Here is a 21,945-nt window from a genome sequence, read left to right on the forward strand (position 1 = left end):
CGGCCGCTACCGGCACCACCGCATACCTCACATCGTCACTTTGCGCCGGTTGTCGTCGCTTACCCGGTCGATCAGCTTGTTGTAGGGGTCGAAGCCCGCCTCATCCGGCTTTTCATCCACGGTCACCGTGATCTTCGGTTCCGCACTGGTGATGTGATGACGCTGCAGGTACAGCACCTTCTGGTCGCGTTCCTTGCCGGAAGGGCCGTTGGCGAACACGCCGATCTCGACCCAGTCATCCATCTTCCCGTCGCTTTCCTGGCCCTTGCCGTCGGCATACTGCTTGGCGGCGTGCAGGTCCAGGGTCACGTCGTAGCGACCGTCATCGCGCTTGCGGGCGCTGGCGGCCATCACCCGGTTGTCGTAGAAGCTGATCTTCTCGAACAGGTCGGTGACCAGCTGCTGGCGGTCGGCCGGGGTCTCGGCGCGGATGTAGGCCAGCAGTTCGCGTGAGGTGGTGTAGGGCGGCTTCTGGTACCCCTTGTCCTGCAGGAAGCGCTTCAAGGCGCGGTTCAACGCCTGCTCGCCGATCTCTTCGCGCAGCCGGTAGAACACCAGCGAACCCTTCTGGTAGTGGATGTACTGCTGGTTCTCCACGCGCTCCAGCGGCTGCTCCTCGATGGCCTCGCCACCACGCCCGGACAGGTAGCCGTCCAGCTCGCGCTTGAGGAACTGGCGCATGTGCTGGCGGCCGTATTCCTGCTCCATCACCATCAGCGCCGAGTACTGCGACAGCGACTCGGACAGCACCGTGGCACCCTGCACGTTGGCGCCGATCACCTGGTGTGCCCACCACTGATGTGCGATCTCGTGTGCAGTCACGTAGAAAACGTAGTCCACCTTGTCCGGATCACGCAGGTCGGCGATGAAGCCGATTGCCTCGGAGTACGGAATGGTGTTGGCGAACGACTGCGCGAAGCGAGCATAGCCCGGGAACTCAATGATGCGTACCTGGCGATGCTGGTACGGCGTGAAGTTGGCTTCGTAGTACGCCAGTGACTTCTGCACCGCCTCGATCATCCGGTCCACGTTGTAGCCGTGTGCCGGGTCGAAGTAGACCTCGATCGGAATGTCCTTGTACTTGCCCTTGCGTACCTCCCAACGCGCCGAAAGGTAGGCGTAGAAGTTCAGCATCGGGCGGTCCATGGCATAGCTGAAGCAGCGCCGGCCATTCACTGTGGTCTCGTGCTGCAGATAGCCCGGGGCCAGTGCGACCTGGTCCGGTGCGGTACACACCGTGGTGCGGAAATCGAGCCAGTCGGCATCGTTGGAAATGTAGGTGTTGGCGCGCGCGGCTTCATCTTCCAGCTTGGGCATGCGCCGCGGCTCGCCCAGGTCACGCTTGCGCCGCTCGTTGCGGTCGGTGATCTCCGCGCCTTCGTTGTAACCGAACGACGGCAGCACGCGGCTGTTGAAGAACGTGCCGTTGTCCACGATGTTGCTCGGCGCCTGGCCGGCGGTGATGCCGTTGGGCTTCTGCACCACCCGGAAATGGACGCTGCGGCTTTCGCCCGGTTGCAGCGGCGTGTCCAGCCGGTAGATGCGGTAGCCGAGATCCTTGTCGTGGAAGGTCAGCTTCTGTCCGCCAAGATCGGTCGCCACCAGCTGCTTGTCATCACCCATCGAGACATGCAGTTCCGGGATCGGCTGCGCGTGCAGGTTGCGGATCGTCCAGTTCGCATCGATCACCATCGACTGCGATTCGGGGAACAGGTCCACGTGGTTGTCCACCGCCACGATGCGCGGCTGCGGCAGGTTGCGATACTTCGACAGCTCACGCTCGTAGCGGGCCTGCAGGTCCAGCTGTTGATCCGGAGAAAGGAACTCGTTGCGGATGTTGGTGCTCCAGTACAGCCAGCCGCCGACGCCGACAAAGGCCAGGGCGGCCACTGCGGCAAAGGCGCCGGTCGGCCCACGCAGGCGGCGGCCGGCCAGGGCCAGGCGCTGGCGCAGCCCCTGGCTGACACCGCGCACCCAGAAGGCGGAGGCCACGCACATCAACGCGAGCAGGAACAACGCCCAGTAGCCCTGGAACGCCAGCTGTCCGGTGAGGAAGTGGCCGTAGCCGTTCATGTCCGAATAGGGGGCGATCGGCCAGCTGCCGAAGTTGTAGATGTTCTGCGTGTAGTCGAGCATGCCCAGCACGCCCTGGCCGATCATCACCACGATCAGCAGCGCGTAACCGACGAACTTGTTGTTGGTCAGCACCTGCAGTACCAGCGCCATGCCGCCCATCAGCACGTACACCACCGAATCCAGCGCCAGGCTGCGCAGGTACAGCAACGGCTCCAGGTGCGTGTAGCCCTTGGCCAGCTGCACGCTCATCGCGGCCAGCGCGCCGGCAGCCTGGAAACAGGCGATCACCGCCACCAGCGCGGTGAACTTGGCCAGCAGCGGCACCCAGTTCGGCACCGGCATGGCGTCGGTCACTTCATTGATGCGCGCGCCGCGTTCCTTCCAGACCAGCTCGCCGGCGAAGAACAGCACGATGATGATCAGCAGCCAGCTGAAGGCGCCCTGCAGGCCCATGATCATCTGCGAGGTGACCGGCCAGATCGAGGTGCCGTACAGCGTCTGCCGGAACAGGGCGCTGGGCAGGAAGTTGGCCAGCCCCAGAACCAGCAGCACGATGAACGGGACGCTGCGCAGTACGCCGCCGGTGTCGAAACGCACCTGACGAAGGAATTGCTGCCACGCCGTGCTGCCAGTGAACGCCGGTACCACGTGCGGCAGGGCTGCGCGGGCAGGGCGTACGGTCACCGCATCGGCGGCCGCCAGCGTCGGCTTGCGGCCCCAGCGCCGGCGGCCGCTGCCGCTGCGTTCGGTGCGGAACAGCGCGAACGTGGCAGCGAACAGCACCGCGGCCACGCCCAGCCACAGGGCGCGGTTGGCAAGCAGGTAGCCGGTCAGCGCCGGAATGCCGCTGTTGCGTTCGGCGGTGGACCAGTAGCGGATGGTGCGGCCCAGCGCACGCATGCCAAGCGGCTCACTCAGTACCGCGATCCAGGTGTTGTCGATGTCGCGCAGCAGGGCCGCGCTGGCACCGAACAGCACCAGGTAGGCAACCAGGCCGATGTAGACCCACAGGATCGAGCGGGTCACCGCGGCCAGCAGCGACAGCAACGCGGTGGTGAACAGCAGGTTGGGAATGACGATGACCGCAAAGGTCCAGGCATAGCCCTGCCAGCTGATCGGGCCCATGCGTTCGGGATCGACCCAGGGCATGAGCGGCGCCAGCCACAGGCCGAACGCGATGAGCACGTAGACCAGCAGTCCGGACGCCAGTGCCGCAGCGATGCGCCCGGCCAGATAATCGCGGCGCCTCACCGGGCTGGCGAAGATCAGCTCGGCGGTGCCCAGCTCAAAGTCACGCAGGAGTGCATTGCTGACGAACAGCGCGGTGACCAGCATGCCGAGCAGGGTGAAGATGCCCAGCATCTGCGCGATCACCGTCGGCGCATTGCTGTGCACGTTGCCGGTACCGCCACCGATCTGCACGGCGTCGCTGGAGGCCGCGGCGAAGGCGAGCAGGGCGAACAGCCCGGCCAGCAGCCACAGCAGCGGGGAACGCAGCTGCTCGCGCAGCTCGAAGCGGAAGAAGTTGAGGATCATGGCGTGCTCCGCTCAGGCTGCCGCGCGGCTACGGGCCTGCAGGCGCAGGCGCTGGAAGTACACGTCCTCAAGGTCGGGAGCCACGGCCGCGAAGCCATCGCCGGGGTCGTTGGCGCTGTGCACGTGGATCACCGGGCGGCCTCCCACCAGGCGGGTCGACAGCACCACGTAACGGGCTTCATGGTCGGCCAGTTCAGAAGGATCGACCTGCTTGCGCCAGACCTGCTGCTGCAGCGCGTCGATGGCGTCGGCCGGGCGCCCGGTCAGCAGTACCTGGCCCTTGTTCATGATCGCCATGGTCGGGCACAGGTCGGTCACGTCCTCGACGATGTGGGTGGACAGGATCACCGCCACGTTCTCGCCGATGGCCGCCAACAGGTTGAGGAAGCGGTTGCGTTCCTCAGGGTCGAGGCCGGCGGTGGGCTCATCGACGATCACCAGCCGCGGGTCTCCGAGCAGCGCCTGGGCAATGCCGAAGCGCTGGCGCATGCCGCCGGAGAAGGTACCCAGCTTGCGCTTGCGCGCGTCCCACAGGTTCACCTGCTGCAGCAGGCCGTCGACCACTTCGCGGCGCTGCGCGCGCTGGGTCAGGCCCTTCAGCACCGCGAAATGCTCCAGCAGGTCCAGCGCACTGACCTTTGGGTACACGCCGAAATCCTGCGGCAGGTAGCCCAGCCGGCGGCGCACCGCATCCTTGTCGCGCAGTACGTCGATCGGAGTTTCGCCAGGGATGGTGAGCACGGCCGAGCCGCTGTCGGCTTCCTGCAGGGTGGACAGGGTGCGCATCAGCGAGGATTTGCCCGCGCCGTTCGGCCCGAGCAGGCCGAACATGCCGCGCGGGATATCCAGGCTGACGTTGTTGAGAGCATGCACGCCGTTGGCGTACGTCTTGGACAGCGAATCGATCTTCAGCATGCGACGTACACCTTTCCATGGGCGTGTCTGCGCGTTATCCGCGCATCGGCCTCCTTGCGCATCCGCCGTTGGTCATGGGGGGAGGCGCCTGCCGTTGTGCGTTGGGAGGGGCGGTGGAGGCCACCGCCCGCTCCCGCAGCTGCGTCAGTCGTTGTTGACCCGCAGCTGCCAGCACACCACTGGGCCGTCTTCAGCGTCGATGCGCCGACCGCTGACCATGAAGCCGTTGCGGCGCAGTACTGCCTGCGAGCGTGCATTGCCCACAGCCGTTTCAGCGGTGAGACAGCACACGCGCGCATCGTGCCGCGCCCAGGCCACCAGTTCAGCCAGTGCCCGGCCCGCCAGGCCCCGTCCCTGATGTGCCGGGGCGATGCCATAGCCGATATCCAGCACGCCCTGCTCCGGCGGGCGGGTCAGTGAGAACAGGCCAACTGGCTGGCCGGCATCCACGACCTGCCAGGCCGCGGGCGCGAACAGCGTTTCGATGCGCTCGGCCAGGTCGGCCAGCATCGTCAGTACGGGCAGCGGAGCGATGGCATCGTCCGCGGAGCAGGGGCGTGACAACAGGGCGCGCAGATCAAGTGCGGAAACAGGTGAAAGCATGGGAACCTCGACAGGTGGAAGTGCCCGAAGCGGGCATGACCGGTACGAGGAGGGGCGCGGGCGTCAATCGTGACGCAGCATGCCGTTCGCCGCCGTTACCGGTGCGGGAAGTGGATGCTGACGGAGGACAAAGGCCTTCTCCCGAAGAGGGCGTGCGGTGCCGGGGCGCGCCCGGCGGTGGGATGCAGCATAGCCGAGGCAGCGGCCTCAGCGTAGTGACGATTCGCGCACCACCAGCTTCACCGGGATGCTCTGGCTGTCCACCGGCTGTCGGCCGATCAGCGCCAGCAGGCGCTCCACCAGCAGTTGCCCGGCCTGCTTGGTGTCCTGCTGCACAGTGGTCAGCGCAGGGGAAACGGAGGCTGCCAGCGGGATGTCGTCAAAGCCGGTGACCGCCACGTCCTGGGGCACCCGCAGGCCGGCTTCGCGCAGGGCGCGGATCGCGCCGATGGCGATCAGGTCGCTGGCCGCGCAGATCGCATCGATCGGCTCGCCACGCGCCAGCAGCAGCTGGCAGGCCTCCTGGCCGGAGGCCTCGGTGGTGATCGCATCGTGCTGCAGTGCCGGTTCCGCAGCCAGGCCATGTTCCTGCAAGGCCGCGACGTGGCCGCGGTAACGCTCCTGGAATTCCGGGTAGTGGCTGGATGCGTGGCCAAGGAAGGCGATGCGCCGGCAGCCCTGCTGCAGCAGGTGGGTGGTGATGTCGTGCCCGCCCTGAAAGTTGTCGCTGCCGATCGACACGCCCGGCTGGCCGGGCAGGGCGGCGCCCCAGCGCACGAAATGCGTGCCCTGTTCGACCAGCCGCTGCAGGCGGTCGCGTGATTCGTGGTAGTCGCCGTAACCGAGCAGGATGATGCCGTCGGCCTTGTTGCTGTCCTCGTAGTCGGCCTGCCAGTCGGTGGACAGCTGCTGGAACGAGACCAGCAGGTCCTGCCCGTGCAGGGCGCAGGCGCGGGTGATCGAGCCCAGCATCGAATGGAAGAACGGGTTGATCAGCGAATCGTCGTTGGTCGGGTCCTCGAAGAACAGCAGGGCCAGGGTGCCGGCGTTGCGCAGGCGCAGGCTGGAGGCATTCTTGTCGACCTTGTAGTTCAGCTCGCGGGCGATGCGCAGGATGCGCTCGCGGGTCTCGGCATTGACCATTGGGCTGCCGCGCAGGGCCCGCGACACGGTTGGTTGGGAGACCCCGGCCAGGTGGGCGATGTCCAGGGAGGTGGCTTTGCCTTTGATGGTCATGTGCGGGTGGAAGGGGCCAGGTGGAAGGTGCCCGGGCATGATGCCATGGGCAGACGCCAATGCCCCCGCAGGCGTTCGTCGGGGCGAAGGTAAGTCATTGCCGGACAAGGAAATCAGTCTGATCCTTCGATGCGGTCGGGATCTCCTGACCGGGCGGATGGCGGCGGCAATGGTAAGATGCGTCGTTCTCGCATTCCCCCAAATTTCACCAGGGGCGGCCCAGCGTACTGCACCCCTGCCCGGGGCTGTGCTATCACTGGCGGTCTGCCCCTGGACAACGGACGAAGGTACCTATGGCGCGCGGCATCAACAAAGTCATCCTGGTCGGCAATCTCGGCAACGACCCGGACGTGAAGTACACCCAGAGCGGCATGGCGATCACCCGCATCAGCCTGGCCACCACCAGCGTCCGCAAGGACAAGGATGGCAACCAGCAGGAGCGCACCGAATGGCACCGCGTGGTGTTCTTCGGCAAGCTCGGCGAGATCGCCGGCGAATACCTGCGCAAGGGCAGCTCGGTCTACGTCGAAGGCAGCCTGCGTTACGACAAGTACACCGGCCAGGACGGCGTGGAGAAGTACTCCACCGATATCGTCGCCGATGAAATGCAGATGCTGGGCGGCCGCGGTGAAGGCGGCGGCGGTGGCGGCGGTGGCGGCGGTGGTGGCAACTACGGCGGCGATCGCCCGCAGCGCCAGCAGGCCCCGCGCCAGGAATACGGCGGCGGTGGCCAGCGTGGCGGCCAGGGCGGTGGCTATGGCAACCAGGGCGGCAACCAGGGCGGTGGCTACGGCAACCAGGGTGGCAACCAGCGCCCGCAGCCGCAGCAGGCGCCGCCGATGGACGACTTCGCTGACGACGATATTCCGTTCTGACGGGCGCTGCTGGACGATGTAATCAAGGGTCTGCATCCATTGCGCTGCAGGCCCTTTTTTTTGGTACATCGCCCTCAGCCTTCAGCTCCCGAGTCCGAGGTTTGGAGACGCTTCACAGCTCCTTGATCTTGGCCGGTTTTGACCGAATACTCATGGCGGACATGAGGAGGCAAGGATGCGGACCAGAACCGGGAAAGTTGCTGCCGAGGCATGTGCAAGGATCGGCATTGCTGTTCTTTTCGTTGCTGGTATTGCTTTTGCCAGCCACGCGCAACAGGCCACTCTTCAGCCATACCAGGAGTATGACAAGAAGCTCCGCTCGGCAGAGCAGGTTGGTGCACTGACATCAGAGCTGTTCGGCGATTCGGTCAACGTCTATGACCAGAGCGGGTACTTCAGGCAGACCGATATCGACCTGGCCGGCAGTAATACGTTACCGGTCCGGCTCGAGCGCCGATTGAATGTGAGGCCCATTCCCGAGTTCGGTTTGGCACCGTTGATCTATGGCGGTGCCGGTGACTGGAGCATCGATGTGCCCTTCATCTCGGGCGTATTCGATTCCCAGTATGGGTGGACCTATCGGGGTTCTCGGAAAGTTCCTCGCTGCAGCGCCAATTTCATTCCCTATACGCCGCCGCCATTCCGGATTGAAGACATCTGGTCTGGCTATACAGTCAATCTTCCCGGGGAGGGCGCCCGGTCGCTGATGGGTGATCCACCTGCCAGCCTGAAGCCAGCCAGTCGCCAAAGCGAGAACTGGAGCTGGACCACCAGTGCAATGGATACCGTCAGTTGCACACCGATGATCTCCGGACTGGAGGGAGAAGGCTTCATCCTGCAGACCACATCGGGCATCAAGTACACCTTCAATGTTGGCACCGAGCGCGTTGTGGGTCTGATGGGGTCTATCGGCGCCAACGCTGCACAGGCGCGTGTAGAGATCTATCTGTTGGCAAGCCGAATCGAGGATCGTTTCGGCAACAGTGTCAGCATCAGTTACAACGGGAACGGCTATCCGACCAACATCGCGTCCAGTGATGGGCGCTCGATCTTGTTGAACTATGCAGGGAATCGCCTGCAGAGCGCCTCGGCAAATGGCCGCACCTGGACCTACGGATATGCAGGCAACTCGCTGCAGCGGGTTGCCCAGCCGGATGGTGCCCGGTGGGAGATCAATCATCTCTCCGACATGCGTATCGCCTATGAGAACTGGCCGGAGGACCCGTCGCAGGGATGTGGCAGTCCGCCTTTCCGGGACAAGATCTACACGCTTCAGATGAAGCATCCATCTGGTGCGATCGGTACATTCTCCTTCCGGAATGGGCGAGGGTACCGTGCGGGAGTTCCGGCGAGTTACTGCATCAAAGAGGCGCGCGATGGTCAGATGATTCAGTATCTCGCGATTGCCAATTATTTTGAGAACTTTGGTCTGGTGGAGAAGACCATTGAGGGGCCGGGCATTGCTCCCATGCGCTGGACGTATACGGACAAGGGGGATTACCAGGACTATTGGGCGGGGAGCGATCCCTACTGCAGCACCTGTACCCAGTCCAAGGCGGTGAGGATCACGCGGCCTGACGGAAGCTGGATCGAAGAGATCTACGGAATTGTCTTCCGGTTCAATGAAGGGAAGCTTCTCGGTCGGCGTGTCGGAAACGCAGCAGGAACGGTACTCGAGACCGAAGACCTGACGTATGTTTCAGATGCACAGATGCCTTCGATGCCCTTCCCGGATCGCTATGGCTGGGCGTGGGGCAGCAATGATGGAAGTTCTGCGCTGCTCAGGCCGCTGCAGCAGCGCAGGACCACACGCGACGGTGTAACGATGATCTGGCGGGTCAATTCGTTTGATGGCTATGGGCGCCCTACCAGCGTTACAGAGAGCAGTTCGGAAGGTGCACCATCACGCTGAGCTGCAAGCACTAGTCCGCAGGCATCCACCCTTGTGTGTTCTTTTGCACGCGTAACCCTTCTGATCGAGCGCCCGTTCATTGGACAAAAGGAAAGCCCCGCTGCTGCGGGGCTTTCTTTTTGGTCCTGTGCCATTCCTTCAATCGGGGGCCGGTGAGACCGTAGTTGTTCCCGTTGCGTGCCCGTTGTGCCCCGCAGCATCGATTTTCGTGCACCGCGACTTGCAAACAGACAATTTCCTCCCCTATGGTGCAATCGATTGCATTGCTGTGAATCGTTGCGTTTGATACCGGTTGGGAGGCCGGAAGGTGGATGTCCATCCATTCGATCAGACCGGCTCCTTCGAGGGGGCTCACGCGGCGCGATGCGCTGCGCATCGCGGTTGCCGGAAGCATCGGCCTGGGGGCCGCGACGACCGCGGGGACGTTGCCTGCATTCGCCGCCACCGCCCCACTCAAGGGCAACCTGAAGCACTCCGTGGCCCGCTGGACCTTCCCGCAGCTGTCGGTTGCCCAGCTCTGCGCGACGGTGAAGGACATCGGCTTCTCTGCCATCGACCTGGTCGGCCCCGAAGACTGGCCCACGCTGAAGGCCCATGGCGTCTACAGCTCGATGTGCAACGGCGCGGAGCTGGGCCTGACCAAGGGCTTCGCCGGCCGTGAGTTCCACGATGAACTGGTGGCTCGCTACACGCGGCACATCGACCTGGTCGCCGATGCCGGCTACCGCAATCTCATCTGCTTCTCCGGCAACCGTAACGGCATGGATCCCCATGACGGAATGGCCAATGCCGAGGCCGGTCTCAAGCGCATCCTCGGGCACGCAGAGAAGCGTGGCGTTGTGCTGGTGATGGAGCTGCTGAATTCCAGGGTCGATCATCGCGACTACCTGTGCGACCACTCAGCCTGGGGCGTGGAGCTGTGCCAGCGGCTGGGCTCGGACAACTTCGGCCTGCTCTACGACATCTACCACATGCAGATCATGGAGGGCGACATCATCGCCACCATCGGCAGGCATCACGCCTGCTTCAAGCATTACCACACCGCAGGCGTGCCCGGCCGCAACGAGATCGGAGACCAGCAGGAGCTGAACTATCCGGCCATCTGCCGCGCGATCCGCGACACCGGTTTCGATGGGTATCTGGCACAGGAATTCATGCCTGTGGCGCCCGATCCCGTTGGCTCATTGCGCGGGGCGATCCGCCTCTGCGACGTCTGAAACGATATCCACCCAGGTGAGAAACCCATGGCAGATAATCACTACGACGCCATTGTTGTTGGCTCGGGAATCAGTGGCGGTTGGGCGGCAAAGGAACTGACCGAGAAGGGCCTGAAGGTCCTGATGCTGGAACGCGGTCGCAACATCGAGCACGTCAAGGACTACGTCAACGCGATGAAGGAGGCGTGGGATTTCCCGCACCGCAACCGTCCAACGCAGGCGATGAAGGCCGAGTTCCCGGTGCTGATGCGTGACTACGGCCTGGCCGAGAACCTGGAAGGGATGTGGGCCAATGAGCAGGAATCGCCCTATATCGAGACCAAGCGCTTCGACTGGTTCCGTGGTTACCACGTGGGTGGTCGCTCGCTGATGTGGGGCCGGCAGAGCTATCGTTTCTCCGACCTGGATTTCGAGGCGAACCTCAAGGACGGCATCGCCGCCGACTGGCCGATCCGCTATGCCGATATCGCGCCGTGGTACGACCATGTCGAGAAGTTCGCCGGCATCGCCGGTACGCGCGAGGGACTGGACGTGCTGCCGGACGGCGAATTCCTGCCGCCGATCCCGCTGAACATCGTCGAGAAGGATGTGGCCGCGCGGATCAGGAAGGCGTTTGGTGGAACGCGGCACATGATCCACTCGCGCACCGCCAACATCACCAAGCCGATGCCCGAGCAGGGGCGTGTCAACTGCCAGTACCGCAACAAGTGCATCCTCGGCTGTCCCTTCGGTGCCTATTTCTCGACACAGGCGGCGACGCTGCCGGCGGCGATGAAGACCGGCAACCTGACGCTGCGGCCATTCTCGATCGTCAAGGAAGTGCTCTACGACAAGGACCGCAAGCGTGCGCGCGGCGTGGAGGTCATCGACGCCGAAACCGGCCAGATCTACCAGTACACCGCCAAGGTGATCTTCCTCAATGCGTCGTCGTTCAACTCTACCTGGCTGCTGATGAACTCGGCCACCGATATCTGGGACGGGGGGCTGGGTTCCTCGTCCGGCGAGCTCGGTCACAACGTGATGGACCATCACTTCGGTGCGGGTGCTTCGGGCCGGGTCGAGGGCTATGAGGACAAGTACTACTTCGGCCGCCGTCCCTGCGGTTTCTATATTCCGCGGTTCCGCAACGTCGCTGCCGACAAGCGCGCCTACCTGCGTGGGTTCGGCTACCAGGGCGGTGCCAGCCGCACCGGCTGGTCGCGCGAGATCGCCGAACTGAACATCGGTGCCGACCTGAAGGAGGCGCTGACCGTGCCTGGTGACTGGCGGATCGGCATGACCGGTTTCGGCGAGATGCTGCCGCACCACGACAACACCATCCGCCTGGACCGGGAGCGCAAGGACAAGTGGGGGTTGCCGGTGCTGGCGATGGACGTTGCGATGCGTGCCAACGAACTGGCGATGCGCAAGGACATGGCCGCCGACGCGGCCGAGATGCTGGAAGCGGCCGGCGTCAAGGACGTGAAGATGCACGACAACGACTACGCCCCGGGCAAGGGCATCCATGAAATGGGAACGGCGCGGATGGGACGTGACCGCAGGAGCTCCGTATTGAACGCACACAACCAGGTCTGGGATGCGCCCAACGTCTATGTGACCGACGGCGCCTGCATGACCTCCAGCGCCTGCGTGAATCCTTCGCTGACCTACATGGCGCTGACAGCGCGCGCTGCCGACCACGCCGTGCGCGAACTGAAAGCGGGGAACCTGTGATGGATCGTCGCGAACTGTTGAAGATGATCGTGGCCGCCACCGGTGCGGCGATGGTCGGGTTGCCGGCGCTGGTGCATGGCAAAGCGCCAGCGGCGGGCGCGATGGCCGCGTTCTCCGATGCCGAAATCGGCACGCTGGACGAGATCGCCGAGACCATCCTGCCGCGGACCAGGACACCCGGGGCGAAGGACGCGGGTGCCGGCGCGTTCATGGCGACGTTCGTCAGCGACTGCTACACCGCCCGGCAGCAGGCGACGTTCCGCGCCGGGCTGGCCGACATCGACAAGCGCGCGGGTGGCCGGTTCGTATCGCTCACGCCGGAAGCCCGTACCGAACTGCTGCGTGTTCTGGATGCGGAGGCCAAGGTACGCAAGGCCGATGTGACCGAGACCGGTACTCCTGAAGAGGGCGAGGCGATGCCGCACTACTTCACGATGCTCAAGCAGTTGGCCATCTTCGGCTTCTTCACTTCCAAAGTCGGTGCGACCGGGGTGCTGCAGTACGTCGCCGTGCCGGGGCGTTACGACGGCGACCTGGCCTATACCCCCGGCACACCTGCATGGGGGACCAGCTGATGGAGCGCAGCATGATGATCAAGCCGCTGCTGATCGCGGCCAGCCTGCTGGCCGCTGCACCAGCCCTCGCACAGGACGCTGCCGATCCTGCACGCGATCCGAAGAAGACCGAGGTATGGACCCCTGTGCCCGCAGTCGTGGCGACGCCCCCGGGCAAGGCGCCATCCGATGCGATCGTGCTGTTCGATGGCAGGGATGCCTCCGCATGGGAGGCAGAGCAGGGCGGTCGTGTGCCCTGGAAGATCGCCGACGGCGCGATGACCGTGGTGCCGGGCAGCAAGGGCATCCGCACCCGGCAACGCTTCTGCGACGTCCAGCTGCATGTCGAATGGCGTACTCCCACCGGGACGAAGGGCTTCGACGGCCAGAACCGGGGCAACAGCGGCATCTTCCTGCAGGAACTTTACGAGCTGCAGGTGCTCGACAGCTACAACAACCCGACCTATGCCAACGGACAGGCCGGCTCGATCTACAAGCAGGCGATGCCACGGGTGAATGCCTCGCGCGCACCGGGCCAGTGGCAGGCCTACGACATCATCTGGAAGGCACCGCGCTTCTCCCCGGGTGGCGGGCTTGTCTCGCCTGCGCGCATCACGGTACTGCATAACGGCGTGCTCGTGCAGGATGACACCGTGCTGGCGGGGAAGACCGAGTACATCGGCGCACCGTCGTACTCACCCCACGCCTGCGCACCGATCTATCTGCAGGAGCACGATTCCAGGGTCAGCTACCGCAACATCTGGGTGCGGGAACTCTGATCCCACCTGACTACTTCGCCAGGTAACTGGCGATGTCGTCGATTTCCTGCTGCGAAAGCTGGGAAAAGGGCGGCATCAGTCCGCCGCCCTTCCTGATCTTGTCCTTGATCTGCGCGGCATCCAGCCGCTTGCTGACGTCCGTAAGCGCCGGGAACGCCCCCGGCATGCCGGCGCGATCGGCGCCATGGCAGGCCATGCAGTTCGCGCTGTAGAGCTTGGCGCCGGCGGCAGGATCGTCCTTGCACCAGGCAGTGGTGGCCAGCGTCGCGCCACACAGCATCACAGCCAGTTTCAGCATCGTCTTCAAGCGGGGCTCCTTCGCGGGCTAGCGTTGTGCGCTGGCGTGCGGGCTGACGGTCAGGTGTTCACGCAGGTAGTCCGCGCCGGTCTGGATCACCTTGGCCGGATCCCGCGGTTCGTCGTGTTCGAGAATGTACCAGTGCACGCCGGCGGCGGCGGCGGCCGGCAGGATCGCGTTCCAGTCCAGCACGCCCTGGCCGACGGCGGCGAATCCACCTTCGTCCTCGGCCTGGCCCTTGGGCGCATTGTCCTTGGCGTGCACCGCGAACAGGCGGTCGCGGAACTTGCCCAGCATCACCGCCGGGTCGTGTCCGGAGCGTGCCACCCAGGCCAGGTCCAGCTCGGTCTGCAGGTCGGGGCCGGCAGCAGCGAACAGCAGTTCCAGGCCGGTTCTTCCGTTGAAGTCGACCAGCTCGAAGTCGTGGTTGTGGTAGGCCAGGCGCATGCCCTTGTCCCGAACCTGTTTGGAAAGCCGGCCCAGCTCCTGGCCCAGTGCGGTCCAGCCTGCGGCATCGGTGGGCCGGTCCTTCGCGTCCAGGTAGGGCACCACCAGCGTGGTGTTGCCGATCGATCGGTTGAAGGCCACCACGGCGTCCAGGTCTCTGCGCAGCTCGGCCAGCGCAACGTGCGAGGAGATCGCCCTGATCGAATACTTGTCCAGCAACTGCTTGAGTTCGCTGGCGCTGACGCCCTGAGTCCCCACCGTTTCCACCGCGTGCACGCCCGCGTCGTGAACGATCTTCAACTGCTGGTCGAGCGGGCCGGCATCGCGCAGTGAGTACATCTGCACTGCGATGGGCTTCTGCGCGGCGACGGCTTCTCCGGCGAAGCCAGGCAGTGCCGTGAGCAGCAGGAGTGCGAGGGCTGCGGTTCTGCGGACAGGGGCTTTCATCAGGCGTTCCTCCCGGGATTCAATCGATGGTGGTCCAGGCACGCGTCCTGGCCGATGCGATGACGCGGTCGACGATCCGCGCCGAGCGCACGCCATCGTCGAAGGTGGGCAGGCCCTCGGGCCGTTCGCCGTCGATGGCGCGATAGCTGTCGGCAATGAACGCCTCGAAGCACTGGCCGTAGCCCTGCGCGTGCCCGGCCGGCAGCACCGACAGCCGCCGTTGTTCGGCACTGCCTGCACCAGGACCGCGCACGAAGATCTCCTCGCGCTGGTCGGGTCTTCCGATCCACAGCCGCTCGGCATCCTCCTGGTTGAAGGCCACGCTGGCCCTGGCACCGTCGATCTCGAACCAGAGGCGATTGTGGCGTCCAGCCGAGACCTGGCTGACCGTCAACGACGCCAGCGTGCCAGCGCTGGTCCTGAACATCGCTGCGGCCACGTCTTCGCTGGTGACCGCCTGCATCGCGCCGCTGGCTGTGGGCGTGCTGAAGCTCTGGCCGGTGATGGCGCCGCGTTCGGCGATCACCGTCTCGAACGCCGCACTGACCTCGGCGAAGCGCTCGCCGCTGATCCATTCCACCAGGTCGCACCAGTGCGAGCCGATGTCGGCAAACACGCGCGACGTACCGCCCAGTGCCGGGTCCACGCGCCAGTTGTTGCTTTCTGGATCCAGCAGCCAGTCCTGCAGGTAGCTGCCGTGGATCAGGTGAAGCGGCCCCAGCTCGCCGTGTGCGATGCGTGCGCGCGCTTCGCGCACCACCGGGTGGTAGCGGTAGACGAAGGGTACCGTGGCCACAAGGCCGCGCGAGGCTGCCAGCGCAGCCAACGCCTGTGCATCTTCCAGCGAGGTGGCCAGCGGCTTCTCGCAGATCACGTGCTTGCCGGCTTCCAATGCGGCCTGTGCCATCGGCCGGTGCAGATGATTGGGCGTGCAGACATGCACGACCTGCACCTGCGGATCAGCGATGACCTCGTCGATGTCCCGATAGGCGCGCGCGACATTCCAGGACTGCGCCACTTCATGTGCACGCTGCGCGGACGAGGCGGCCACGCCGCGGATCTGCGCACCGGCCAACAGCGCCGCGCGACGATGCACGGCGCCAATCATGCCGGTGCCGACGATGGCGATTCCAAGCGTAGCCATCTACTGGATTCCTCGGGACGAAGACGGTGCGGCTGCGACCAGTGGCCGATCGCGGAACAGCAGCAGGAAGGCGATCAGCACGACCAGTGCAACACCGGCCGGGAACAGCCAGATCTGCTGCCAGTCGCGTCCGGCGGCAGTGGTGTAGTGCTCCACCACCGCACCGGACAGGAAGGTGCCGATCAGCATGCCCACGCCATAGGTCGCCAGGGTGATGAAGCCCTGTGCACTGCTGCGCGCGTCGGGGCCGGCATGCGCATCGGTGTAGATCTGTCCGGTGACGAAGAAGAAGTCGTAGCAGATGCCGTGCAGCACGATGCCGAGGACGATCAGGATGAAACCGCCGCCGGCATCGCCGATGTCGCCGAAGGCAAACATGACGTAGCGCACCACCCACGCGGCCATACCCACCGCCAGCATCGTCTTCACCCCCAGCCGCACGAACAGGAACGGCATGGCCAGCATCAGCAGCACTTCGGACACCTGGCCCAGCGACTGCAGGCCCGCAGCGCCGCGCACGCCCAGGTCGTTGAGGTACGGGTTGGTGAAGTTGTAGTAGAACGACAGCGGGATGCAGATGGCGATGGAGGCCAGGAAGAACACCAGGTACGCGCGCGACTTCAGCAGCCGCAGCGAATCCAGCCCAAGGATCTGCCCGAGGCCGGCATCGCGCTGCTTCGCCAGCGGCGGCGTGTGCGGCAGGGTGAACGCGTACAGCCCCAGCACCAGTGATGCCACCGCCGCCATCTGGAAGGTGAGTTCGAGCCGGTGTGCCTGTTCCCAGCCCAGCCAGCCGATCAGCACACCGGCCACGATCCAGCCGACGCTGCCGGCCACGCGCACCAGTGGGAACTGCTTTTCAGGCGATTGCATGTGCCGCATCGCCACGCTGTTGGCCAGCGCTAGCGTCGGCATGAACAGCAGCATGTAGCCCATCACGCAGGCGGAGAACGTGCTGAAGCTGTCCGCTGTGGAGGCCATCCAAAGCAGTACTGCGCCGGCCAGGTGCAGGACCGCAAGGATGCGCTGCGCGGCGAAGTAGCGATCGGCAATCAGGCCAACCAGGAAGGGTGCGACGATGGCGCCGATGGACTGGCTGAGAAAGGCCGTCGCCACCTGGCTGGCGCTGGCCTGCAGCGGGCCCTGTACCAGGTAGGTGCCCAGGGTCACGAACCACGCTCCCCAGATGAAGAACTGCAGAAACATCATCGCGCCCAAGCGCGACATGGCGTGCGTCATGGCTTGCCCTCCCGGGGCGGTATCGGCTCAGATTCCCAGCATGCGGTGCAGTGATGCAGCGTCGGTGCCGCTGTCGGCAAAGTCGTCGAAGGCGCGTTCGGTCACGCGGATGATGTGGTCGCGGATGAAGGCCGCGCCCTCGCGTGCGCCGTCTTCCGGGTGTTTCAGGCAGCACTCCCATTCCAGTACCGCCCAGCCGGGGAAGTCGTACTGCGCGAACTTCGAGAAGATCGACTTGAAGTCGATCTGCCCATCGCCAAGCGAGCGGAACCGCCCCGGCCGATCGATCCAGTCCTGATAGCCGCCATACACGCCACTGCTGGCGCTGGCGCGGTACTCCGCGTCCTTGACGTGGAAGATGCCGATGCGCGCATGGTAGCGATCGATGAACCCCAGATAGTCCATCTGCTGCAGCAGCAGGTGGCTGGGGTCGTACAGGATCTTCGCGCGCGGGTGGTGATCGACCACGTCGAGGAAGCGTTCGAAGGTCGCGCCGTCGTGCAGGTCCTCGCCGGGGTGGATCTCGAAGCACAGGTCCACGCCGCAGGCATCGAAGGCATCGAGGATCGGGCGCCAGCGCCGGCCGAGTTCGGCGAAGGCCTCTTCCACCAGGCCGGGCGGGCGCTGCGGCCAGGGATAGAAGTACGGCCAGGCCAGTGCGCCGGAGAAGGTGGCGTGTGCGGTCAGTCCCAGCCGCTGGCTGGCCTTGGCTGCCAGCAGCAGCTGCTCCACTGCCCAGGCCTGGCGCGCGGCCGGGTCGCCGCGCTTTTCCGGCGGTGCGAATCCGTCGAACAGGCTGTCATAGGCGGGATGGACGGCGACCAGCTGCCCCTGCAGGTGGGTGGACAGTTCGGTGATCTGTACGCCATGCCCGGCCAGCATGCCGGCAAGGTCGTCGCAGTACGCCTGGCTGCGTGCGGCCTCGGCCAGGTCGAACAGGTGGGGCGCGCTGGTCGGCACTTGTACGCCAGAATAGCCCAGGCCCGCGGCCCAGCCGGCCAGCGTGTCCAGCCGATCAAAAGGAGCTGTGTCGCCGATGAACTGCGCCAGGAACAGCGCTGGACCCTTGAGCGTCTTCAACGTGATTCGCCCTCGATGCAATCGATTGCATTATCCTAGCAGGGGCTCACGCAGGACCTGTTGTGCACTGCACAGCGGACAGGAGAACTAACGCCATGGCCACCATCTACGACATTGCAAAGCACGTCGGCGTCTCTGCCGGCACCGTGTCACGTGCACTTTCGCGGCCGGACAAGGTACTGCCGGCCACGCGCGCGCGCATCGAGCAGGCCGCTGCCGCGTTGGGCTACGTACCCAATACGGTCGCCCGCACGCTCAAGACCCAGCGCAGCGGCAAGATCCTGGTTACGGTGCCGGATATCGCCAACCCGTTCTTCGCGCAGATCCTGCAGGGGGCGGAAGACGCCGCGCAGGCCGTCGGCTATGCAGTGCTGCTGGGCGATACCCAGGACCAACCCGACCGCGAGGAGCGCTACGCGCAGATGCTCCGGCGCAACGAGGCCGACGGCATGATCGTGCTCGGCCATCGCCTGCCACCGACGGCGCGCGAGATTGTCCAGCAGAGGGGGGCTGCCGCGCCGGTGGTCAACGGATGCGAGTTCGACCCCGCGCTGGGCCTGCCCAGTGTGCACATCGACAATGTGGCCGCTGCACGCGCCGTCATGGAGCACTTGTACGCACTGGGCCATGAACGGATCGCCGTGGTCGGCGGGCCGCCGGACAATCCCCTGCACCAGCAACGCCTGGAAGGGGTGCGGGCCGCCGGCAAGGCGCGTGGCCGCCTGCGCCAGCTGAGCGTGGTGCCGGGCGATTTCTCGGTGGAATCCGGGCATGCCGCGGCCGTGGCGCTGCTGGCCGATGCGTCGGCGCCGACCGCAGTCTTCTGCTTCAGCGACCAGATGGCGCTGGGTGCGCTGGCGGCCTGCCGCGATCTGGGCATCCGCGTGCCGGACGAGTTGTCCATCGTCGGTTTCGATGACCTGGCGTCTTCGCGTTACCTCACGCCGCCGCTGACGACCATCCGGCAGCCGATGCGGGAGATCGGCGCGCGCGCGGTCAACCTGCTGCTCGCCATCATCGAACAGGTGGATGTTCCGCTTCAACAGACGCTGGATTTCAGCCTGATGGTGCGGGGGTCGACGGCGGCACCTGGGCCCAGGTGAGGCCAGGGACGCTGCAGGTTCGAGTCCTTGATCCCGAATTGACGTAAAGCTGTCAGACTCACGACAGGCAGCCCGGCAGGGGCCGGGGTGGAACGTGCGATCGCGCAAGGGGGTCGGCAATGCCGTTCTTGACTGACTCGACGGAGGTCGCGGTCGAAGGCGTCGGCGCGGCACGGCGCATCGGCTGGATGCGCTTCGTGGGCAATGGCCTGGGCGCGATCCCCATCGCCTCGATCATGCTGGAGCGCCAGGATGGCGCGCTGCCCTGGGTCCTGTTGCTGCTCAATGCGCTGGCATGGCCTGCGCTGGCGCTGGTGCTGACCCAACGCTCGCGCAAGCCGGCTGCGGTCCAGTTCCGTTGCATGGTGGCCGATTCCCTGTTCGGCGGCGGCTGGATCGCGTTCATGGCCCTGAGCGCCGTACCCAGCGCGTTGTTCGCCGCACTGCTGGTGGCCGACAAGATCGCGGCCGGCGGCGTTCGCCTGGCGATGCGGGCCACGCTGGCTCTGGTGGTGGGCTTCGCGCTCACCTGGTGGGCGCTCGGGTTTCCTTACCAACCGGTGTCGTCGCAACGCACGATCGTGCTCAGCGTGCCGTTCCTGTTCGTCTATGGCATCGGGCTCAGCATCCTCAGCTGGCAGCTGGCGCGTCGGGTGAAGTCGCAGAACCGCCAGCTGCAGCGCCTGAGCCGGATGGATCCGCTGGTCGAACTGGCCAATCGCGGCTTCCTGATCCTGCGTGCACAGCAGGCTCTGGACAAGGCGCAGGGGCAGGGCGGCTTTGCCTGCCTGTTGATGCTCGATGTGGATGACTTCAAGCACATCAATGATTCGCACGGGCACCGCGCCGGTGACGAAGTACTGCGGCACATCGCCTCGACCCTGCGCGCTTTCGCTCGGCCCGGTGATACACCGGCGCGCCTGGGCGGCGATGAGTTCGTCGTGCTGCTGCACGACTGCGCGCCGGTGGATGCGATGCATGTGGCCGAGCGGGTGCGCCTGCACCTGCTCGAAGCGGCGCGGCAGGCGACCCCAGGCGTTGAATTCAGTGTGAGCATCGGCATTGCTGCCACGCCGCGCGGCGGCAGCGTGGAGGACTGGCTGGCCTTGGCCGACCGTGCGCTCTACCACGCCAAGCGGCAGGGCAAGAACACCGCCAGCTATGGCGAATAAGCGTCGGCGAACGCTCAGCCACCCAATCCAATGGTTTCAGAGATGCGAGATGAGCAGTGATGATCGTGGGATTGCCGCGATGCAACCGGGGGACGCATGGCCGGGAGGCGGCTATGTCGAGCTCGCAGTGATAAAGGTGGACGACGCGTTCCTGATGCGTCGCCTGAGGCAGTCACTGCTGACGGGGAGTGAGCCCGGAATGGGAGCGTGGCGGTCGCTGGGAATGCGGTTGCCGTCAGGGGCCGTTGTTGAATTGATCGCATATGATGCTGAACCTGATGCGGGCTTCACCGTGAGGATCGACAATCAATCCGATCCACGCATCGCATTGCAGGAAATCATCTCCGCCCTCGGTCTTGGCGCGGAGCAGATCATATGGTCCAACATCAATTAGATGCAGTGTGCTGCAGGGTGTCGCCAGGGCACGCCAAGGTAAGGTCGATGACGATGCGGGCTGTCAAGGTAGTTTGATCCGTTGACACGGCCAATCCTCTACCATGGGCCACCCCGCCCGGACGTGCCCCCATGCAAGACGCCCTCGTTGCCCAGCCCAAGCCCCCCGTTGCGAGGATCGCGGCCTGGCTGATGATGCTGCTGGGCATGTGGCTGGCGCTGAAGCTCGGCCTGGTGGTGACCCTGCTGTCGGGCCTGCTGGTGTTCCAGCTGACCCATGTGCTGGCGTCCACCGTGGAAGGCAAGCTGCCGCCAGGACGGGCTCGGGCGATTGCGGTCATTGTGCTGTCCGCGGTCATCATCAGCGCGCTTGTGCTGGCCGGCATCGGCGTGGCCTCGTTCTTCCGCACCGAGACCGGTGGCCCGGATGCGCTGCTGGGCCATCTGATGGACATCCTCAACAGCTCGCGCCACCAGGTGCCGGCGCTGCTGCAGCCGTACATTCCCGAGGACATGCCGGCACTGCGCACCGCGCTGAACGACTGGGCCGCCGAACACCAGCGCCAGCTCGGGGTGGCCGGGACCTCGGCGGTGCAGATCGGCGTGCGGGTGCTGATCGGCATGGTGCTGGGCGCGATGATCGCGCTGTATGACGAACTGCCGCTGCCGCAGATGGGACCGCTGGCGCAGGAGCTGATCGGCCGCACCAGCCGCCTGGCCACCGCGTTCCGCCAGGTGGTGTTCGCGCAGGTGAAGATCTCGCTGCTCAACACCGTGTTCACCGCCATCTTCCTGCTGGGCGTGCTGCCGCTGTTCGGCGTGCACCTGCCGCTGTCCAAGACGCTGGTGCTGATCACCTTCATCGCCGGCCTGCTGCCGGTGGTGGGCAACATCATCTCCAACACCATCATCACCATCGTCGCGCTGTCGGTCTCGTTCTACGTGGCCGTGGCCGCGCTGCTGTACCTGATCGTGATCCACAAGCTGGAATACTTCCTCAACGCACGCATCGTCGGTGGCGAGATCCAGGCCCGTGCCTGGGAGCTCCTGCTGGCCATGCTGGTGATGGAGGCGGCATTCGGCCTGCCCGGCCTGGTGGCGGCGCCCGTGTTCTATGCCTACGTGAAGCGCGAGCTGGTCGATCAGCGCTGGATCTGACCCGGCATGATGTGACATTCCCGCTGCGATGAGGCGGGCCTTCCCATC

The 21,945-nt window shown here is 65.2% G+C and carries 19 protein-coding genes; 10 read left to right on the forward strand and 9 right to left on the reverse strand.

Features of this window, described 5'->3' with window-relative positions:
- Positions 1–27: 27 nt before the first annotated feature.
- The 4 genes from QP552_RS05415 to QP552_RS05430 all read right to left on the reverse strand — a co-directional run bounded on the left by QP552_RS05415 (position 28) and on the right by QP552_RS05430 (position 6,366).
- Positions 28–3,612, reverse strand: a complete 3,585-nt coding sequence (locus QP552_RS05415; protein WP_286075233.1) for an ABC transporter permease subunit — start codon at positions 3,610–3,612, stop codon at positions 28–30.
- Positions 3,613–3,624: 12 nt separating this feature from the next.
- Complete coding sequence (locus QP552_RS05420; protein WP_286075235.1) at positions 3,625–4,527, reverse strand: ABC transporter ATP-binding protein; 903 nt, start codon at positions 4,525–4,527, stop codon at positions 3,625–3,627.
- A 144-nt stretch (positions 4,528–4,671) separates the two neighbouring features.
- Entirely contained in the window at positions 4,672–5,130 is a 459-nt protein-coding gene (locus QP552_RS05425; RefSeq protein WP_111112763.1) for a GNAT family protein, read from the reverse strand.
- A gap of 207 nt (positions 5,131–5,337) precedes the next feature.
- Positions 5,338–6,366: a LacI family DNA-binding transcriptional regulator gene (locus QP552_RS05430; RefSeq protein WP_286075237.1), complete on the reverse strand. Its 1,029-nt coding sequence runs from the start codon at positions 6,364–6,366 to the stop codon at positions 5,338–5,340.
- A 293-nt stretch (positions 6,367–6,659) separates the two neighbouring features.
- Between QP552_RS05430 and QP552_RS05435 the strand changes: the two genes are divergently transcribed.
- The 6 genes from QP552_RS05435 (at position 6,660) to QP552_RS05460 (ending at position 13,416) form a co-directional block, all read left to right on the forward strand.
- On the forward strand, positions 6,660–7,241 hold the full coding sequence (locus tag QP552_RS05435) for a single-stranded DNA-binding protein (protein ID WP_286075239.1): 582 nt from the start codon (positions 6,660–6,662) through the stop codon (positions 7,239–7,241).
- A 175-nt stretch (positions 7,242–7,416) separates the two neighbouring features.
- Positions 7,417–9,153, forward strand: a complete 1,737-nt coding sequence (locus QP552_RS05440) for a hypothetical protein (RefSeq protein WP_286075241.1) — start codon at positions 7,417–7,419, stop codon at positions 9,151–9,153.
- A gap of 311 nt (positions 9,154–9,464) precedes the next feature.
- Positions 9,465–10,370: a TIM barrel protein gene (locus QP552_RS05445; RefSeq protein ID WP_286075242.1), complete on the forward strand. Its 906-nt coding sequence runs from the start codon at positions 9,465–9,467 to the stop codon at positions 10,368–10,370.
- 27 nt (positions 10,371–10,397) lie between these two features.
- The gene (locus QP552_RS05450; protein ID WP_286075244.1) at positions 10,398–12,083 is read left to right on the forward strand and encodes a GMC family oxidoreductase; all 1,686 of its coding nucleotides are present in this window, start codon (positions 10,398–10,400) and stop codon (positions 12,081–12,083) included.
- A complete protein-coding gene (locus tag QP552_RS05455; RefSeq protein WP_106549290.1) occupies positions 12,083–12,658 on the forward strand; it encodes a gluconate 2-dehydrogenase subunit 3 family protein in 576 nt (191 codons plus the stop codon). Before QP552_RS05450 ends, QP552_RS05455 begins: the two co-directional genes overlap by 1 nt.
- Positions 12,643–13,416, forward strand: coding sequence for a DUF1080 domain-containing protein (locus QP552_RS05460; RefSeq protein WP_111112755.1), 774 nt, complete (start codon positions 12,643–12,645; stop codon positions 13,414–13,416). Before QP552_RS05455 ends, QP552_RS05460 begins: the two co-directional genes overlap by 16 nt.
- Before the next feature lie 10 nt (positions 13,417–13,426).
- On the opposite strand, the gene QP552_RS05465 is transcribed toward QP552_RS05460, so the two are convergent.
- From QP552_RS05465 to QP552_RS05485, 5 genes are read right to left on the reverse strand one after another with little or no spacing between them, the layout of a single operon-like run.
- Entirely contained in the window at positions 13,427–13,723 is a 297-nt protein-coding gene (locus QP552_RS05465; RefSeq protein WP_181358200.1) for a cytochrome c, read from the reverse strand.
- A gap of 18 nt (positions 13,724–13,741) precedes the next feature.
- On the reverse strand, positions 13,742–14,608 hold the full coding sequence (locus QP552_RS05470; protein ID WP_286075248.1) for a sugar phosphate isomerase/epimerase: 867 nt from the start codon (positions 14,606–14,608) through the stop codon (positions 13,742–13,744).
- 19 nt (positions 14,609–14,627) lie between these two features.
- Complete coding sequence (locus QP552_RS05475) at positions 14,628–15,752, reverse strand: Gfo/Idh/MocA family oxidoreductase (RefSeq protein WP_286075249.1); 1,125 nt, start codon at positions 15,750–15,752, stop codon at positions 14,628–14,630.
- The gene (locus QP552_RS05480) at positions 15,753–16,991 is read right to left on the reverse strand and encodes a nucleoside permease (RefSeq protein WP_111112749.1); all 1,239 of its coding nucleotides are present in this window, start codon (positions 16,989–16,991) and stop codon (positions 15,753–15,755) included. It lies immediately after the preceding gene.
- A 27-nt stretch (positions 16,992–17,018) separates the two neighbouring features.
- A complete protein-coding gene (locus QP552_RS05485; RefSeq protein WP_286075251.1) occupies positions 17,019–18,071 on the reverse strand; it encodes a sugar phosphate isomerase/epimerase family protein in 1,053 nt (350 codons plus the stop codon).
- 95 nt (positions 18,072–18,166) lie between these two features.
- Here QP552_RS05485 and QP552_RS05490 point away from each other — a divergent pair, with 95 nt between their 5' ends.
- From QP552_RS05490 to QP552_RS05505, 4 genes are all read left to right on the forward strand, one after another.
- Positions 18,167–19,174: a LacI family DNA-binding transcriptional regulator gene (locus tag QP552_RS05490; RefSeq protein WP_106549297.1), complete on the forward strand. Its 1,008-nt coding sequence runs from the start codon at positions 18,167–18,169 to the stop codon at positions 19,172–19,174.
- Positions 19,175–19,293: 119 nt separating this feature from the next.
- Complete coding sequence (locus tag QP552_RS05495) at positions 19,294–20,346, forward strand: sensor domain-containing diguanylate cyclase (RefSeq protein WP_111112745.1); 1,053 nt, start codon at positions 19,294–19,296, stop codon at positions 20,344–20,346.
- A 49-nt stretch (positions 20,347–20,395) separates the two neighbouring features.
- Positions 20,396–20,740 carry a hypothetical protein gene (locus QP552_RS05500; RefSeq protein ID WP_286075253.1) on the forward strand — a complete coding sequence of 115 codons (345 nt, stop codon included), beginning with the start codon at positions 20,396–20,398 and terminating at the stop codon, positions 20,738–20,740.
- Between the two features lie 131 nt (positions 20,741–20,871).
- Positions 20,872–21,897, forward strand: a complete 1,026-nt coding sequence (locus tag QP552_RS05505; protein WP_286075254.1) for an AI-2E family transporter — start codon at positions 20,872–20,874, stop codon at positions 21,895–21,897.
- Positions 21,898–21,945 lie beyond the last annotated feature (48 nt).

Origin of the sequence: Stenotrophomonas sp. 59 (genome assembly GCF_030291095.1) — a bacterium.
GTDB classification, from domain to species: Bacteria; Pseudomonadota; Gammaproteobacteria; order Xanthomonadales; family Xanthomonadaceae; genus Stenotrophomonas; species Stenotrophomonas maltophilia_Q.